Origin of the sequence: Nostoc sp. DedSLP03 (assembly GCF_034530815.1) — a bacterium.
GTDB lineage: Bacteria > Cyanobacteriota > Cyanobacteriia > Cyanobacteriales > Nostocaceae > Nostoc.
In genome coordinates this window covers 38,426-55,929 of sequence record NZ_JAVRCK010000055.1, presented here as the reverse complement: position 1 = coordinate 55,929, position 17,504 = coordinate 38,426, and the positions used below count along the sequence as shown (strand labels likewise).

The following is a 17,504-nucleotide window of genomic DNA, read 5'->3' as shown; positions in this document are numbered from 1 at the left end:
GATATCTTGATTCGACCACTTTAGCTGGTAATTTCTTTTTAAAAAATCACCTTATTGCCCTGCTGTAGATATCTGTTGTCTAACCCAGGTACGGAAAGCACGAGTTGCTGTTATTTGTCCAACTTTCTTGCTTTCTTGAATAAATCGGGGAATCTCCGTCACCAGAACAGGCGCAAAAGTTGGACTGCGATCGCTTTGCGAGTATTGTCCACTGTTAAGGGCGTAGATTTTCAAGACATTTCCGTTATACCGCCAGAATTCTGGGACTCCCATTGAAGCATAAAGGCTTAACTTGTCTATCTTGGGTCTGGAATATTCCACTTCCAGTACTATGTCTGGAGGTGGGTCTGTATTCAGGTCAATATTTTCTTTGTTGCGAACTAACAATTCATTTTGGATATAGTAACTACTGTCCGGCTCGCCTCCTTGCTCCAAGTCATCCCGCGTCATAGTCAACGAGCCAGCGCTTTTAACTTCTAAACCAAATTCTTCACACAACACAATAACAAAACCTTCGATGAGACGGTTTGAGTTCTCGTGTGGCATTAACGGAGTCATAATTTCTACTATTCCGTTGTCATAAGCTAGCCTTTTATTTCGCTCACATCCCATATCTGCCAGCATAGCTTTGAATGTTTGCCAGCTGATGTTTTGCAGCACATCCCTAGTTTCTGCGAATTTTGCTGTCGTAACCATATTTCAGTTTTCCTATGGATGTGTTACCTAACGGCATTAGGATTTACATAAGATAGACACAGATAAATTTATCTGTGCCTATCTCTAGTTTTATTATCTTAAACTTTTCGGCTTACGAAAGATTCTGGAAGTAAGTCTCTAGCGCTTCAGTAACTAACTGAGTCATGGGTTTACCTTGACTTTCTGCTACTTCTTTCAACTTGCCATAAACCTCTTCTTTCAAATTGACCCGATGACGCGATTTGTTTGCACCATTAGCTGTTTGCGGTTCGTAGCTAGCAGCAAATTCGCGGATGGCATCAAAACCAACGCGATCGCAAAAATCACCAAACTTTTCCTTCGATTTCCGAGATTTCTTAAAGTAAACAAAAATCGGCTCTAAGAAGGTTTCCAAGTCATTATGGTGCAGCTTTTCTATGTAAGGTTGTGCCAGTCGAGTCTGATTTGCCGAACCCCCTAACCATAATTGGTAAGATTCTGGAGCGCTACCGACAAAACCCAATTCTGCTAAGTAGGGACGAGCGCAACCGTTGGGACATCCTGTCATCCTTACTACAAAATGTTCTTTTTGTAAACCAACTTTATTCAAAAGGGCGCGAACTCTTTCCAAAATACCCGGTATTGCCCGTTCTGATTCCGTGATTGCCAAGCCGCAAGTGGGCAAAGCCGGACAAGCCATTGCATACCGCACTAAAGGTTCGATTTTACTGGGGTCGTCTCCGACACCGTGACGGCTGAGAATGTCTTGAATAGCTTGCTTGCTATCTGGTTCGATATCGTAAAAAATCAGGTTGTGGTTGGCTGTCAGACGGATGGGTAAGTTGAACTGCTCGACAATTTCCCGCAAGGCGGTTTTCAGTTGAAACGAACCTTCATCCTTGATTCGACCATTATCAATGGAAATTCCTAAAAATAGCTTGCCATCACCTTGTTCATTCCAACCGAGGAAGTCGTAATATTTAAACTCTGGCAGTGGTTTGAAGGCTTCAATTGATTTACCGAAATATTCTTCAACTTGGGTGCGGAATTTTTCTAGACCCCAATCGTTAATTAAATATTTTAATCTGGCATGACGACGGTCGGTGCGATCGCCATAATCTCTTTGGGTAGCAACAATCGCTTTCACTATGTCGTAAACGTCATCCTTCGCCACATAACCGATGGGGTCTGCTAACCTAGCGAAAGTTTCTTCTTTACCGTGGGTTCTACCTAAACCACCACCAGCAAAAATATTAAATCCTTCTAATTGCTTCTTCTTATTGGTAATCACTACCAACGTTAGGTCTTGAGAATACAAATCAATCGAATTATCCCCTGGCACCGTCACGCAAATTTTAAACTTGCGGGGCATATAGTAAGTGCCATAAATCGGTTCTTCGTTGTCATGGATGATTGTGCCATTCCCATTGCGTTGTCGCGCCGCCTTCACCTCTGGCGCTTCTTCAGCACTAATTGCCTTTTCCCCATCTAACCAAATTTCGTAATAAGCGCCTGTCTGCGCTGTCAGTAAGTCAGCAATATTCTGGGCATACTCCCAAGCATACTGATACTCTGGGCGATTCTTAAAGGGGGCTGGTGGTGCCATCACGTTGCGGTTAATGTCGCCGCAAGCTCCCAAAGTCGAACCCAGGTTCTTGACAATGGTGGCAATTGCTGATTTCAGATTCTTCTTTAAAATTCCGTGCAGTTGGAAACCTTGACGGGTAGTTGCTCGTAACGTGTGGTTGCCATACTCATCAGCGATTTTATCTAAAGCCAGATACAGCTGCGGCGGTACTAAACCACCCGGATTTTTTGTCCGCAGCATAAACTGGTAATCTTTTTCCTGTCCCTTGGTGCGGTTATCGCGGTTATCCTGCTGATAAGAACCGTGATACTTCAAAAGCTGCACCGCATTTTCAGTAAAATGGGTAGTATCTTGAAGGATCTCAGTTGCTACAGGTTCGCGCAAAAAATTACTATTTTCCTTGATCCCTTCTACTTTGGAAGGCTTACGGCTAGCGATGGGGGAAGGAGCAGATTTAACCATTAGACTTGTATAGTATTCTCAATAAAGCATTAGTAGACGCCGAATCAGCACCCTTCGACTACTTGATCCCCGGTAATCTGGTCGGAATAATGAGGAATATTTTAATTTTATCACGGCAAAAGCTGGCTTTGTCAGTGATGTAATACTTAACAAAACCAGCTTTTTGGAGTAGTAAGTGAAGAAGTGCTGAGTCCTAAGTACTAAGTAAAGTATAAACTGACTGAGGACTCAATAATCTTTTATTTGAAGCGATAGCCAAGACCACCGTTGATGGTAACAGCAGAAGCATCACTATTTTGGTAAGCACCAAGTCCTACTTTGGCGTTAGTGTAGACGAGGAAGTTATTAGCAACTTCTGATTCAACACCAGCACCTACCACTACTGAATCTTTGTTACCTATAGGAGTTGGTGAACCATCTTTCTCTACAAAAGAATAACCACCAGTTAAATAGGCATTAGTTCTATTAGCGATAGGCACATCCACAGAAACTTCTGGGATAATGGCACTTGTTTTATCACTCCAGAGGACATTACCGCGTGCAGAAAATGGCGTAGTTCCTAATTTCACGCGACCTGTAACATTACCACCAAATGTGGCATCATCGTTGATACCTTGTCCGCCACTGGTAACGCCAGCTGCAACACCAGCACCAACATAGCTAGCATCAGTACCCTTTTTAGTTTCAGCAGAAGCTTGACCAGCTGATAGAACAAAAGGAGCAACTATTAAAGAAGATAATGCAGAAATTGTCACGAAAGACTTGAGTAAGCGTTTCATAATTTTTACCCAATTTTGTATTTTTTACTTGTATATTCCAGGTCGAAAATAAAGTGATAATGTTCCAAATGATTTCCAACTTTTATAAAAAAATTGTTGTTGTTAATCTATAACGCTTACCGAATAACTATCCCTTAAATTGATAAATAAGCTGTTATAATTACATCTCAATGTCTTTTGATTCTGGCTGTTTGTTCCCTCAACAGCCGCTTTGAAAACTGTCACAATATTTGGAACTAAAACTAAGTCGGGATATGGTAAAGAAAATACCCGATTAATAATTTTTGCCGAGCTTTTCACAGATGATGAAAAAGTAGGCTGTAACATTTGTTGCAACAAGCTATAGAGGGAATCTATAAAGTTAATTTTGAGCAATTTTCGTGGAGATTGAATAATGCTAACCGCTACAAAAACGTTGTCTGGTTTGATGGGTTTATGTGTCGGTGATGCGTTGGGTGTACCAGTGGAGTTTACTAGCCGTGCTGAACGAGTAAAATCTCCAGTGACAACGATGTTGGGTTATGGCACATGGAATCAACCACCAGGAACTTGGTCAGATGACAGTTCCTTAAGCTTTTGCTTGGCTGAATGCCTTTGTAGAGGGTATTCTTTGGATGCGATAGCCAATTCCTTCTGGCGCTGGTACAAGGAGGCTTACTGGACTCCCCGTGGCGATGTCTTTGACATTGGTCAAACTACCCACACAGCAATTATGCGCCTGAAGCAGGGAGTTATTCCCCATCAAGCGGGCGGTAAGGTTGAAAATAGTAATGGCAATGGTTCGTTGATGAGAATCTTGCCGATGGCTTATTGTCACAGAAGTTTAACTTTAGGCGAATTGCTGGCGCGGGTGCATGATGTTTCGGCGATTACCCATGCTCATGCGCGATCGCAAATGGCCTGCGGCATTTATATTAGTATTGCAGTGGCACTCTTAGAAGGGGCTGACCCTCACAGAGCTTATCTACAAGGATTGCAAGATATTCAAACAATTTATTCTGTCCGAGAATTTTTGTTAGAGAAACCGCATTTTGGCAGAGTTTTCAGTGGTGAGATTGCCAAGATACCAGTGGAAGAGATTAATTCTGGTGGCTACGTGATTGATACCTTAGAATCATCCCTGTGGTGTTTGTTAAATAGCTCGTCTTATTCTGAAGCAGTACTGAAAGCTGTCAACTTAGGCGGAGATACCGATACTACTGCTGCTGTCACTGGTGGGTTAGCCGGAATTTACTACGGCGTGGAAAATATTCCCAAACAATGGATAAATCAAATTGCTCGTAGACAGGACATTATTTACTTGGCAGAACGTTTTGCAAGGGCTGTTTACAGCTAGTTTGGAATTAAAAATTATACCAAGCATTTGATAAGCGACTTTTCGCAAGTAAAATCAGTGGTAGAAAAGTTGCGTGCTAGTTGAACAATGCTAACCTCTGCAAAAACGTTGTCTGGTTTGATGGGTTTATGTATTGGTGATGCATTGGGTGTGCCAGTGGAGTTCACCAGTCGCGCTGAACGAGTAAAATCTCCAGTCACAACGATGCAGGGTTATGGAACTTGGGATGTTCCTGCTGGTACGTGGTCAGATGACAGTTCGCTGACCTTTTGCTTGGCAGAATGTCTTTGTGAGGGATTTTCACTGGATGCGATTGCTAATTCCTTCTGGCGCTGGTATCACGAAAGTTACTGGACTGCTCAAGGCGAAGTATTTGATATTGGTAACACTACATTTTTAGCAATTGTGAACTAGAAACAAGGAACTCCACCCTTGAAAGCTGGTGGTAGTAGTGAGAATAGTAATGGCAATGGTTCTTTGATGAGAATTTTGCCAATGGCTTATTGTCACAAAAGTTTAACTTTGGATGAATTGATTGTACGGGTACATCAAGTTTCTTGCATTACCCATGCTCATCTCCGTTCTCAAATGGCCTGCGGCATTTATATTAGTATTGCAGTGGCGCTCTTAGAAGGGGCTGACCTGCAAACCGCTTATTTACAAGGACTGCAAGATATCCAAACAATTTATTCTGTGCGGGAATTTTTGTTAGAGAAGCCCCATTTTGGCAGAGTTTTCAGTGGTGAGATTGCCAAGATACCAGTGGAAGAGATTAATTCTGGTGGCTACGTGATTGATACCTTAGAATCATCCCTGTGGTGTTTGTTAAATAGCTCGTCTTATTCTGAAGCAGTACTGAAAGCTGTCAACTTAGGCGGAGATACCGATACTACTGCTGCTGTCACTGGTGGGTTAGCCGGAATTTACTACGGCGTGGAAAATATTCCCAAACAATGGATAAATCAAATTGCTCGTAGACAGGACATTATTTACTTGGCAGAGCGTTTTGCAAGGGCTGTTTACGCTTAGTGTTAGGAGTTAAAAGTTAAGAGTTAAGAATTATGAAACTCCTAACTCCTAACTTCTAACTCCTAAACCGTAGACAAAGAATAGACCTGACCATCAATCAGCAGTCGTGTGATGCCCTTAGCTTGCAGATGAGTCCGAGCCTTATGGAGCATTTTACTATCAGGAACTTTAATCACGCGATCGCGTTTAGTAGAAAAACGCTTGGCGACGCGATGGTTATCAAACACCGGCAGAGTTCTTTGCTGGGTTTCCAGGCTGGGAATTTGTCCCAAATCACCAAAGTCCTTCAGAGGTCGCGTAATTAATTCTGAGGAACGGTCAATTACCAAATAGCAAGTTTTGGGCAAATTGGCTATCGACAGTGGTAAAACTTCAACTGATGCTTCACCTGGTCTTCTTCTTGTAACTAAAGGTCTTTGCTCATCCAGGTCATCATCATCAAAGTCTTCTTCCTCAAAGTCGTCATCCTCTAAATCATCATCATCTAAATCATCCAAATCTTCGGATTCGTCGAGCAAATCTTCGCCCAGCATGTGCGCGATAACAGCCGCTCCTGGATGTTCATTCTTTAGCGGTGGGATGGGGATGCTGACTATTTCCGGCGGCTTTGGCTCTGGAGTTTCTAATTTATCTGCTGTGACTCGGAGTTTCGGTTTCTCCGCAGCCGAAGGGCGTCGCCGCACTCTTCTACTAGCAGCAATTGACTCCGCCGTTTCCTCTGAGTAAAGTTGCTCCTCTACACGAATTATCTTACGTGGCTGTGGCTCAACCTTTGGCAATTCCAAGGGTTGGCTTTCAGTGGGTGGAACTTCTATCTCCGGCTCTGGTTCTGGTTGACTCAGCAGTGGTAACTGCTCGTAGCTTACCTGTGCCCTTCCTTCAGGAGTTCTCGCAGCCCGCTTTAAGGAGACTAAGTATTCATACTCATCTTCTGGCAAAGTGCTTTTGAGCAGGCGACTAATTGTCGAATTACTCACACCATAGCGGTCTGCCAAAGTTGAGGTTGTTTCAGCAGTCTCTCGATATAACTTCAGAATTTCTTGCTTGTCAGAGTCTGTTAGTTTTCTCACGGTAGATACCAAAAATCCTTACTAAGCTCGTTTACGTCCGCTGGTACGCCGCGTTCGTCTTAGTGATGCGTCATATTCTAAGGCAGCGCCCATACCAAATAACACTCCACTAAACACCCAAAACACTTCTAATATTTCTCCACTTTGATAATTGGGGCCTTGGGCATATTTAAACCACATATCTGCAATGTAGAGCGAAAAGGCCGCCGCTGCAATCATTCGCCAAGACTGGGAAACTCTTCCCCCCCAAAAGGCTAGTAGCAGAGTGGTAGCAATAATTAACAAAACTACATCGCTAACTACGTAAAACCAATTCAAAATAGCGACTAGCAGTTCTGAGGGTGTTTCTTGTTGCATAGAAATCCACCATGCCAACAAACTACCGAACACTGCAATTGCTAATACAATTAACCACTGCCATTTTTCCAGATTGATTCGCCTGGAAGCCACAGCTAAAATCATGCCTGCGCCAAGTAATAGATAAGTCAGTACAAAAAATATATCGCCCACAGACACATCCGGTTCATCTTTTAAAACTATTTCGGTATAGCCGAAAATTATCCCTCCAACGAAATAAGAAAGCATACCTAGCCCAATTAAGAGCCAAACATTCCGGCCACTGACGATTTGCGGACTCAGCCAGTTCTTCAAGCATAAGATACTGGCACCCAAATAAGCTAAAGCTTCAAAAATATTTGTGCCAATCACATACCACTCGGCTCGGCTTTCTATGCCATCGGCTCCAGGAACTTTGGCACTAAATAACAAAAAGTATAGCAGTGCCAGTACGGCCCAGCCAATATTAGCTAAGACAATGTTCTGAGTAGTGAAAATTGATTTAGAAAGGAACGAATTCTCGTAAGAGTTACTCATAGGACTTGACTATGTAGATGCACTCTGGCAGTATTTTGAGTTAAAGGACTGTATATCTAGCAGTGTGTCTATCAGGTAATACACAATCGGACACCAAAAGCAAGTGCCAGTGGCAGGAATTTTGTGAAAAAATTTCCCTGCTACTGCCATAGTTTACCCAGTGGCGATTGATTTAGCCAAGTGATAAACAGCGATCGCTCGGCTTCTGGCATATCTTCTAGCTTATAAATTACTTGTTTGGTAAAATTAGCATTGCCAAAATAGGTCTTTCCTAATCGATGCAGTTCTTGTAACAGGATAACTACATGATTTTCTTGCCAATCAGGTATTTTGGCTGTTGGCAAAGGATTAGTAGATACCAGATATTTCACTGCTTCTAGGGATGATGCTTGGGGAAATTGTTTTTGCTTGAACACCTCCGCAATATCTTTTTCAAATAATGCAGCTTGTCTAGCACCTAAAAACTCTTCAATGTCGATAGAAACACCCTGCAACAGCAAAATACCGGCTTGGATTAAAATCGCCGTTTTGCCATGATTACCTGTGTCACTATCTAGTTGCTCTAAACGGATTTTACCCCAAACACTAAAGCGTTCCGGTTCCTCCAGCAAAACACAGGCTTTACCTCGGTTATCCGTTAATTCTCTCCATAAGGCTCTAGCTTCTTCCTCTTGACTAGCTTTGAATACGCTAATCAAGCGAAAAGCCTGCCCTTGATAACTAAGAATCGGCACCTGCTGATCCTTTTTTGGGTGCTGAATGCTTGATATTTCAACATCCTGCCGTTTGAGAATAAACATGGCACTAGCAAATAACTCCTCACAAGGGCACTCTTAATATGGAATATATAATGGCATTTGGCAGCATCGCCAAGGCTGAAATTACCTAGCATACTGTAGGAATGAGCCTCGCGATCGCCAGATTCTTCCCGAAGGTAGCCGCCCAGAGGACGTTAGCGCTAACGGGCAAATAACCCCTTGACAACACAATATATCTAAACCAATACCCCATCTGTTTCGTTTTCGGTGTAGATTGCACTAACTAGCGACTAGCATCTTAGCCTTGCTAGTGGTAAATCTGCAATTTTCCATTGCTTCTTGTTACGTCGAAACGATATAATAGTTAAGATGACTCTTTTAGGAGCCATAATTTTGTTTTGGGCGCGTAGCTCAGTGGATAGAGCAATTGCCTTCTAAGCAATCGGCCGCAGGTTCGAACCCTGCCGCGCTCGTTTTTACTCAATATGAACCTTCAAGTACCGTGAAGTGATATGATGATTTCCGAGTTTGAGGTTCGTTATTGTTGCATCATACCAAGAACAAAGGCGATATTGCTGCTACGAAAGCGATCGCTGATTTAACCCTAAAAGGGTATTTAGTCCTCACTCCAGTAGTTTGTGAGCATCTACCTTTTGATTTTGTTGCCTACAAAGACGATAAATTTTACAAAATACAAGCTAAATACACAGGAGATAATAGAGTAGTCAATAAAACTATTTGGGTAGATAAAAATGGTACTCACCAAAAGAAGTACAAAGTAAATGACTTTGACTTTTATGCTGTTTATCTGCCTGATATAGATAAAGTTGTTTATCCATCAATTAACTTTAATGGTTGCTACATAACTACCCAGATACCTAATTCAGCTACACCGTTTTACTGGTGGGAGGATTTTACAGATTTAACTGAAGCAGCATCTAAGCGAACCTACAAAGACTTTGGCGTTGATTTAACAACCAGAAAGGTTAACCCAGACTCTAGAATTCATACCAGAAAAGTAGAAAGACCATCGAAAGAAGAACTAGAAAAACTAGTTTGGGAAAAGCCAACTGCACAAATTGGCAGAGATTTTGGCGTGTCTGATAAGGCTGTAGAAAAGTGGTGTAAGGCTTATGGAATAGAAAAGCCACCTAGAGGGTATTGGGTGAAGAAAGCTTATGAAAAAGTGGAAGGACAGTTAACAATGCATGACGAAGATTGAACTCATGGTGAGTTTCTGAACATAGTCAAAAAACAAGCTGATACCCAAAATTATGTCCTGATAGCCAAATCATAGTCAAAATAGTAAAAAACTTAGCTTTTTAACATCTAAATTCCTTTAAAAAGCTAAAACCCCTGATTTTACGTTGATTATTTTGTTAATTCTAGAAAGCCCGTGACGAGGATTGAACTCGTGACCTCACCCTTACCAAGGGTGTGCTCTACCACTGAGCCACACGGGCAAAATATAACTTTGATTTTTCAGTTTTAAGTTACAATGCTGGGAGCTTTGCTCTTAACCCAGTCATTATAACTTATAACTTCGTAAGTGGTGGGCCGGGCTGGATTTGAACCAGCGTAGGCGCTAGCCAACGGATTTACAGTCCGTCTCCATTAACCACTCGGACACCGACCCGATTTGTCTCACGATTTAAAATCTTAGCACCACCTTTTATAAATTGCAAGTAATTAGAAAAAACAACTTGCGGGTAGAGATCGCAACAAAACTGCGTCTCTACCGTCTCTACCATTTGTATAAAAAATACTGGTTACACGCTCATCTCCAGCATTCGTTGCATTGGTCGCAGTGCAGCAAGGCGAATATCTTCTGACATGGTAATTTCGGGAGTGCGATTTTTCATTGCCCAGTAAAGCTTTTCTAGGGTGTTTAACCGCATAAACGGACATTCGTTACAAGCACAGTTATTCATCGGCGGTGCAGGAATAAAATGCTTGTCAGGAGCTAATTTTTGCATTTGGTGAATGATTCCCGGCTCTGTAGCAACGATGAATTCTTTCGTGGGACTGTTTTGACAATACTTGAGTAAGGCGGCTGTGGAGCCAATAAAACTAGCGTGGCGCAATACACTACTTTCACATTCTGGATGTGCGATCGCCTCTGCTTCTGGGTGGGCAATTTTTAACTGAACAATTTTCTTTTCCGAGAAGGTTTCATGGACAACACAGCTACCTTGCCATAGCACCAAATCTCGTCCAGTCTGTTCCATGACGTACCGCCCCAAATTCCGATCTGGGGCAAAAATAATCGGCTGTTCCTTCGGTATCTGCTGCACAATTTTCACAGCGTTGGAACTGGTGCAAATAATATCACTCATCGCCTTGATATCAGCAGAGCAGTTGATGTAAGATACCACCAGATGATCTGGATGCGCTGCTTTAAAAGCTGCAAACGCCTCTGGTGGACAACTGTCTGCTAAAGAACAACCAGCATCCAAATCTGGTAAAAGTACTAATTTATCGGGATTAAGTATCTTTGCTGTTTCTGCCATGAAGTGAACGCCAGCAAAGACAATCGCATCCGCATTGGTTTTTTCGGCGGCTCTTGCTAGTTGTAATGAATCCCCAATAAAGTCTGCAATATCCTGAATATCTGGCTCTTGATAATAATGCGCCAGGATAACGGCGTTGAGTTCTTTTTTGAGACTCTGAATCGCGGCAAACAAATCTAGTGGTAGTTCACCCAGTTGGGTGTTTTCGCGTTGAGCTAGTGCAGTAGTAAACACAGTTTAGGGGTGCTTTATGTTGCAAATGTATGTCCTGTGGATTCAATTATAGTAGTTTTTACCAAAAATAGTGGACGGTTGATATTTTGGGGTTGTGTCCAAATCGGGCTGAGTTTCATATCCTGGAGATAGACGGCAAGGAAAGTGGCATGACCAGTCAGAAAACTCAATCGATAAACCTCAAAATTGCTGTAGTTGGAGATATTCACGACCAATGGGAAGTGGAAGATGGCGTTGCACTCAAGCATTTGGGTGTTGACTTAGTGCTGTTTGTCGGGGATTTTGGCAATGAATCGGTGGAAGTGGTCAGAGCGATCGCATCTCTCGATATTCCCAAAGCAGCCGTAATGGGCAACCACGATGCCTGGTATACCGCCACCGAATGGGGACGCAAAAAGGCTCCTTATGACCGCTCTAAGGAAGACTGGGTACAAGAACAACTCGATTTATTAGGCTCGTCCCATGTCGGTTACGGTAAGTTGGATTTTCCCGCTTGGAATTTAACTGTAGTGGGGGGTCGTCCCTTTACCTGGGGTGGCCCGGAGTGGAAATTCGCGGAAATCTGTAAAGAACGTTATGGTGTGACGAGTTTAGAAGAATCCGCCGATCGCATCGTGAAAGCTGTTAAAAGCGCCGCTTACGAGACAATTATATTTTTGGGTCACAACGGGCCTAGTGGGTTAGGCGATCGCCCCGAAGACCCCTGCGGCAAAGACTGGCACCCAATTGGCGGCGATTTTGGCGATCCAGATTTGGGCGAGGCGATTTCTCAAGCCTTGACTGCTGGTAAAACCATTCCTCTGGTGACATTTGGTCACATGCACCGAGATTTACGCCATACCAAGAAGGTGCAGCGCAAACCCATCTTTAGAAGTCCAGAGGGGACAATTTACTTAAATGCGGCTAGTGTCCCCAGGATTGTGGAAAATGATGGCGAGAAGTTGCGTAATTTTTCCATTGTCACCCTAGAGGCAGGTGTGGTTTCGCAAGTTTCCCTAGTTTGGGTAGGGAATGACTTTCAGGTGGCTAAGGGGGAAATTTTGTACGAGCGATCGCGTATTGTGTCATAGACATTCGCATCCAGTTTCCCTAGTTTGGGTAGGGAATGACTTTCAGGTGGCTAAGGGGGAAATTTTGTACGAGCGATCGCGTATTGTGTCATAGACATTCGCATCCAGTAGTGCAATCTGCGTAGAGAATAGGGTATAGTATGATCTGTCAAGTTTAGTGCTAACCAGCAAAAGCGCCTGAATAGCGTCTGAAACTAGGATCGGCACAAGTTTGACAGATTTACTGGAGAGGTGGCAGAGTGGTCGATTGCGTCCGACTTGAAATCGGATGAGGCTAAAACCTCCGGGAGTTCGAATCTCCCCCTCTCCGTTGGATAAAATTTACGTTTAGTAATGGTTCATAAATGAATTAAGCCATTACGCAGATGCTCTGAAAATGGCTTAACTTTAACTATATTTGGTAGCTTGAATGTCTTTCTTATTATGGAGTAATAATAGAAAGTGCTATCTGAAAAACTATAGTTTATCGAGATGCTTCAATAGATTTATTAGCTTCCTTGTAGAGTGCATTTAAGTAATCACGCTGACGTACACCTTGAATATTAGTGCGCTGTTCTAACAATCGATAAAACACTAACCGAGCATCATTTTCACGTAATAGTACATCATTTCCAGCTTGCAATTTTTGATCTTGTACAGATTTTCTTGCTTCACTTTTGGCAGATTCTAGGTAGAATTGGAATAATTTTACAGCTTCTTCATCATTTCTTATGGGGGAAAGAGGAACTTCATTAGCAAGACGACCTCTAATGGCTGGAAGCATTTCACGGTAACGATTAAGGGCATCTGTAGTTAGAGCAACCATTAAGAACAGATATTTAGGGAGTGCATCAATTAAAGCTCGCAGAGCCGATAAATATCTTAAAACTATAGTTTTTGATAAGCTGAAATCTTGCTTTTCTAATTCATCTAGAAGAATAAAAATACCTTCTAGAGTTTTCATTTGTGAACCTAAATATACAATATCTCTTAATGCTCTGGTTTTTGCTTCTACAGTATCTAGACGAAAATTTACTCCGAGTTCAGTATGATGAGTTTTCCTTACAGGTAATCCTAAAAGCCATTGATATGCTAAAGATATACGCTCGTTTCGTTTTTCTTCTGACTTAACCTCTAATAAAGCCTTAAGCATTGTTTTAATTTCACTCATTCGCACAAATTCTAATAATTTATCAATATCTCCTATCTTTTGTTTTTCCTTAGCAAGTGCATCAATTGAACGACGTAAATATTCTTCTCCTAAATTTTCAAATATAGATCTAATCAGTGGATCAAAAAATGGTTCTGGATCTGGAACGTATCTAATAACGAAAAAACCATGCGGAGAAAGTTTTTCACGCAAAGCATTTTCATACGCATTCAGAAGGTTAGTCTTTCCAATTCCCTGACTAGCAGTTATTGAAATTACATGAGACTTGCGATCTGAATAAAATGTCTTGACCGCAGCATCAACTTGTTTATCTGCTTCTGTTGACATATGCGGATGACCACTGGTTTGTCCAGCACTGGGAAAAGGGTTACTCAATACACCAAACTTTTTGTAGAGCAATTTGGGTTGCTCTTCTGGTGCGTTAGCAGTAGCCTCATCTGTAAATAAATTTTCAAGAGGCATTTTTAACTCCTTCTAGCTTGATACGTACAGCAGATGTACCAGGTATAAGAAAATCTCCATGATACAGATAAACTTTTTCTAACTGGGGAAGTCTGTCACTTGTCTTAATTATCCACAAATCGTGCTGTTCAAAACGAGTATCTGGAGTAGACCCTTCAGCATAGACATTCACTAAGTTTTGTTCTTGCGCTTCTTTCACCAATTTTCTAGCCAATATGGGATGAACAGCATATCTAATAGCTAGTTCTTCTAACCAGCGACCAGTAAGTATCCATTCTGTGTCTTCCTGTGAACGAATTAATTTATAAATATCTACTGCTAAATTAGCAAAATCTAGTGAATTAGGTATGTTATCAGTGGCAACAATTTTTTGATTTTGTATATTCAACCAAGCACAGGCTGCTTCACCAAGCTTGATGTAGGTTGGTTTAGCTTTATTTGAAATTGGTAATGTGCTATATTCAACACTTCTGTTCTGATTTACATAGTTACATATTGCGTCAAATGATGGTATTTTCTTCAAAGAAGATAAAACTTTTATATGATTTTCGTTCAAGATACTTTCCCATAGAAACTTTAGTAATTCTGTACATATAATTTTATTATCATTAAGCTCAACCAATTTTCCACTATGCAGAAAATTTTTATACAAACTATAGCGAGATTGATGTGTTAAACCCAATTTTTCTTGAGCCTCTTGATTAGTTAGTTCTCCTTTGTCTACTAACAATTTCATTAGTAAGAACATCTGATCTGGACTAAATGCATATGCCTTAGCTATTGCTTCTATATTTTGGCTAGAAATTGCATCAGTCTGATCTTGGCTTTCTATGTCAGTTGATAGCGCAATAGAGGTATTATCTGTTGTTGCAGAGGATGTTCCAGAGTTAAAATTTCCCCAAAGAAGATCATCTTTGACGTGAAGTGGTTGCCAAGTATATTCCCCAGGTATGCCCCATAGCTCTAATGACTCGTTAGTGTTGTAATTTTGCAAGCGCAGGCAACCAAAAGATACAGCTAATTCCCAAAGGACATCTGTTAGTGGTACTGTATATATTTTTTGACTGAAAGGATGAAAAAGAGAGCCAGTGAGTTTTCTACCATCAAATTTAGGAAAAGAACGAGATTCAAAAAAGAACACATCCATTCCTTCAGCCATCGTCATTCTGGCTAGACCCTGATCGCTAGTTAGAAGAGCTAGGGCATGATCCGGGCGAACTTGAGTTTGAAAGCGTCGTGCAGTTTCTAAAATCAGACGATCAGCAAAACTCCTAACAATCTCTTGTAGTTTAAGATTACCATCTTCAGGATCGCTACTCGGTGTCACAATACCCCGCAGGGGATCTGCACCTAAGTCACCACGTTCTATTTCTGCATCTGAAAATTCTAGACGAAGTAAAGTTCGTTGACCACCCTGGCTGAGAATATGTTCTCGAAGTGCCGCAGCAACAGGTTTGTTCTTTTTTTGACTGTCTCTGCGAGTTGCAAAGTACCTATCTACCTGATTAATTATTTCCATGTGAACAATAGCTGGTACTTTTATTCTTGCCCAAGGACTAAGAAACCGACATATAAAATCAAGTCCCCCTTGGTGAATAGCTGATGTATCTGTAACAATAGTTATCGGTTTTTGCAAAGGTATTTTGCCAATAGTTTCAACATCAAAAATAGGTAAAAGTAATAATGTCCTCCGTAGTACGTCCTGCAATCCTTCTCTGAAAGCCTTTTTAACTCTATCTTTATCTTTTTGAACTCTGTCTTTATTCTCTACATTATCAAGAGCTTTAGTAATATTCTCATTGAGTTTTTCTAAGGATAGTACTTGCCATTCAAACCCACCAAATTTAGCCGCACAATACTCATCATATCTAGTTTCATTTTCAATATATTGCCCTCCTGGTTGTAATGTAATAGTTCCAACATTGACCCATTTGTCACGTCCAAAACAAATATCTTCACCAAGAAATATTTCAAATGGCTCTCCATTCTTACCTATTTGGGCGATACATTTTAGTGCATCTTCTTTACTAAACAATTTTAATTTCATAAAGTTATTATTTTAATGAAGGGATACATTGACATCTGGAACATTAACAAACGTATCACACACCCACTGAATATGCTGGCGTAATGCCAAAAGTTGATGTTGACGAAGGTTGACACTATCACTATTAGATAAGCGTCCAAGCTCTTCTAAATCACTCCAAGATGATTCGTCATTAGACAATATCTCGTCTATTACTTGGATGACTTGCTTAAACTGTTCTATTCCACGCTTTTCAGGTTTTATTACTAGTGTAAATTTTTCAATTAACTCTTCTCTTAGTCGCTGAGTTTGCTCACTGCTAGTCACTGAGCCAAAGGGATCTCCAAAGGGTTCCCAAGAATAAATTTCTTCTTGATAAAATGTCGGTTCAACTAAAGCATTTGTATTGGTATCTAAGTATTTTTTACCCCAACGACAAGGTTGCCAAAGAACAACCTTTAATGGACTTGAACTATTGCTGCTCACAAGAATTAATTCTCCAAAGTAATTATTTATGAATATCTAGATTAAATGTAACTGTCAAATTACTTTTTATTTATGAATCATAGGTTTTGAGGGTCAAGTCACAAATGAACTGATTTTTTTGGGTATTATAATCATAATTTGAACTTAGTTAAACTTTATCAAAAGCGAGATACGATCGCACTCCCTTATGCTTGCATTATGCTATCATTTTGGTAAATTCTACTTTGAGGTAAAGCGATGGCTACCCTTTATGTAAGAAATTTACCCGATGATTTATATGCCAAGCTGCAAGAGTTAGCGGCATCTGAACACCGTTCTATTAACGCCCAAGTTATAACTCTGTTAGAGCAAGCTTTGAAGACTGAAGCACAGCAAGCAGAAGACCAGAAACGACAGAATGTACTTAAAGTCCTAGAAGAAAGTCGCCAACGTCGCCGTGTGAATCCAGCAGACTTCGCATTGCCTGATAGTACTGAAATGATTCGAGAAGACCGCAACAGATGAGCATTCCTCTTAAATGCGTGGTGGATACCAGTGTGTGCATCAAATATTTTATCTCTGATCCACTAACCCCCAAAGTTAACCAACTTTTTGATCACCTTGCCAATCCACAGACAGAAATGTTTGTTCCAGACCTTTTTTACATTGAGTGTGCTAACGCCTTATGGAAGTATGTCCGTGCAAGGATGTACACTGGTGCTGAGGTTCAGGCAGATTTAGCTACTCTCAAAGCTTTTCCCTTGCGTGTTGTCTCAACGGCTGATTTGATGGCGGATGCAGTTACGATCGCCTTAAATTATGGCATCTCTGCCTACGATGGCTCTTATGTCACACTTTCACAGGAGGTAGGTGCTACTTTGCTGACTCTCGACGGTAAGCTGGTAAAAGCTTTAAACGCTTCGTCTTACAATGTTTGCTCGTTTAATGACTTCGAGGTTCCGCCGTTGGAGTTGATGTAGAAGCGATCGCCTTTCCTCACCCTAAAGCATTAGATAA

15 protein-coding genes, 4 tRNA genes and 1 pseudogene are annotated in these 17,504 nt (G+C 41.3%); 8 read left to right on the top strand and 12 right to left on the bottom strand.

What is annotated here, in order from left to right:
- Positions 1-51 precede the first annotated feature (51 nt).
- From RM368_RS23975 to RM368_RS23965, 3 genes are all read right to left on the bottom strand, one after another.
- Positions 52-696, bottom strand: a complete 645-nt coding sequence (locus tag RM368_RS23975; RefSeq protein WP_322696354.1) for a Uma2 family endonuclease — start codon at positions 694-696, stop codon at positions 52-54.
- 112 nt (positions 697-808) lie between these two features.
- Positions 809-2,725, bottom strand: a complete 1,917-nt coding sequence (gene sir / locus RM368_RS23970; protein ID WP_322696353.1) for a sulfite reductase, ferredoxin dependent — start codon at positions 2,723-2,725, stop codon at positions 809-811.
- Between the two features lie 239 nt (positions 2,726-2,964).
- Positions 2,965-3,504 (bottom strand): outer membrane beta-barrel protein, encoded by a 540-nt coding sequence (locus tag RM368_RS23965; RefSeq protein WP_322669656.1) that lies wholly within the window; start codon positions 3,502-3,504, stop codon positions 2,965-2,967.
- 394 nt (positions 3,505-3,898) lie between these two features.
- Between RM368_RS23965 and RM368_RS23960 the strand changes: the two genes are divergently transcribed.
- Positions 3,899-4,840 (top strand): ADP-ribosylglycohydrolase family protein, encoded by a 942-nt coding sequence (locus RM368_RS23960; protein WP_322696352.1) that lies wholly within the window; start codon positions 3,899-3,901, stop codon positions 4,838-4,840.
- A gap of 87 nt (positions 4,841-4,927) precedes the next feature.
- Positions 4,928-5,869 (top strand): annotated as a pseudogene (locus RM368_RS23955) (ADP-ribosylglycohydrolase family protein).
- A gap of 62 nt (positions 5,870-5,931) precedes the next feature.
- Here RM368_RS23955 and RM368_RS23950 read toward each other — a convergent pair.
- The 3 genes from RM368_RS23950 to RM368_RS23940 all read right to left on the bottom strand — a co-directional run bounded on the left by RM368_RS23950 (position 5,932) and on the right by RM368_RS23940 (position 8,612).
- The gene (locus RM368_RS23950; protein ID WP_322696351.1) at positions 5,932-6,939 is read right to left on the bottom strand and encodes a transposase; all 1,008 of its coding nucleotides are present in this window, start codon (positions 6,937-6,939) and stop codon (positions 5,932-5,934) included.
- 21 nt (positions 6,940-6,960) lie between these two features.
- The gene (locus RM368_RS23945) at positions 6,961-7,812 is read right to left on the bottom strand and encodes a hypothetical protein (protein ID WP_322696350.1); all 852 of its coding nucleotides are present in this window, start codon (positions 7,810-7,812) and stop codon (positions 6,961-6,963) included.
- A 140-nt stretch (positions 7,813-7,952) separates the two neighbouring features.
- On the bottom strand, positions 7,953-8,612 hold the full coding sequence (locus RM368_RS23940) for an Npun_F0813 family protein (protein ID WP_322696349.1): 660 nt from the start codon (positions 8,610-8,612) through the stop codon (positions 7,953-7,955).
- 358 nt (positions 8,613-8,970) lie between these two features.
- Here RM368_RS23940 and RM368_RS23935 point away from each other — a divergent pair.
- Together RM368_RS23935 and RM368_RS23930 are read left to right on the top strand one after the other, a co-directional pair.
- A tRNA-Arg gene (locus RM368_RS23935) sits at positions 8,971-9,043 on the top strand.
- A 68-nt stretch (positions 9,044-9,111) separates the two neighbouring features.
- The gene (locus RM368_RS23930) at positions 9,112-9,792 is read left to right on the top strand and encodes a group I intron-associated PD-(D/E)XK endonuclease (RefSeq protein ID WP_322696348.1); all 681 of its coding nucleotides are present in this window, start codon (positions 9,112-9,114) and stop codon (positions 9,790-9,792) included.
- Between the two features lie 169 nt (positions 9,793-9,961).
- Here the strand turns inward: RM368_RS23930 and RM368_RS23925 are convergent.
- From RM368_RS23925 to nadA, 3 genes are all read right to left on the bottom strand, one after another.
- Positions 9,962-10,033: transfer RNA gene (locus RM368_RS23925), tRNA-Thr, on the bottom strand.
- An 87-nt stretch (positions 10,034-10,120) separates the two neighbouring features.
- Positions 10,121-10,206: transfer RNA gene (locus RM368_RS23920), tRNA-Tyr, on the bottom strand.
- Positions 10,207-10,339: 133 nt separating this feature from the next.
- The gene (nadA, locus tag RM368_RS23915; protein WP_194041420.1) at positions 10,340-11,314 is read right to left on the bottom strand and encodes a quinolinate synthase NadA; all 975 of its coding nucleotides are present in this window, start codon (positions 11,312-11,314) and stop codon (positions 10,340-10,342) included.
- A 149-nt stretch (positions 11,315-11,463) separates the two neighbouring features.
- Between nadA and RM368_RS23910 the strand changes: the two genes are divergently transcribed.
- Together RM368_RS23910 and RM368_RS23905 are read left to right on the top strand one after the other, a co-directional pair.
- Positions 11,464-12,384 (top strand): TIGR04168 family protein, encoded by a 921-nt coding sequence (locus RM368_RS23910; protein ID WP_322696347.1) that lies wholly within the window; start codon positions 11,464-11,466, stop codon positions 12,382-12,384.
- Between the two features lie 225 nt (positions 12,385-12,609).
- Positions 12,610-12,694, top strand: a tRNA-Ser gene (locus RM368_RS23905).
- Positions 12,695-12,847: 153 nt separating this feature from the next.
- Here RM368_RS23905 and RM368_RS23900 read toward each other — a convergent pair.
- Genes RM368_RS23900 through RM368_RS23890 form a run of 3 tightly spaced genes read right to left on the bottom strand, consistent with a single transcriptional unit; the run spans position 12,848 to position 16,508 of the window.
- Entirely contained in the window at positions 12,848-13,996 is a 1,149-nt protein-coding gene (locus RM368_RS23900) for a P-loop NTPase fold protein (RefSeq protein ID WP_322696346.1), read from the bottom strand.
- Positions 13,986-16,043 (bottom strand): hypothetical protein, encoded by a 2,058-nt coding sequence (locus RM368_RS23895; RefSeq protein WP_322696345.1) that lies wholly within the window; start codon positions 16,041-16,043, stop codon positions 13,986-13,988. Before RM368_RS23895 ends, RM368_RS23900 begins: the two co-directional genes overlap by 11 nt.
- Before the next feature lie 12 nt (positions 16,044-16,055).
- On the bottom strand, positions 16,056-16,508 hold the full coding sequence (locus RM368_RS23890; protein WP_322669646.1) for a hypothetical protein: 453 nt from the start codon (positions 16,506-16,508) through the stop codon (positions 16,056-16,058).
- 237 nt (positions 16,509-16,745) lie between these two features.
- On the opposite strand from RM368_RS23890, the gene RM368_RS23885 reads away from it, so the two are divergent.
- Both RM368_RS23885 and RM368_RS23880 read left to right on the top strand, forming a co-directional pair.
- Complete coding sequence (locus RM368_RS23885; protein ID WP_190730269.1) at positions 16,746-17,012, top strand: FitA-like ribbon-helix-helix domain-containing protein; 267 nt, start codon at positions 16,746-16,748, stop codon at positions 17,010-17,012.
- Positions 17,009-17,467 carry a type II toxin-antitoxin system VapC family toxin gene (locus RM368_RS23880; RefSeq protein ID WP_322696344.1) on the top strand — a complete coding sequence of 153 codons (459 nt, stop codon included), beginning with the start codon at positions 17,009-17,011 and terminating at the stop codon, positions 17,465-17,467. The genes RM368_RS23885 and RM368_RS23880 overlap by 4 nt, the downstream gene beginning before the upstream one ends.
- Positions 17,468-17,504: the final 37 nt, after the last annotated feature.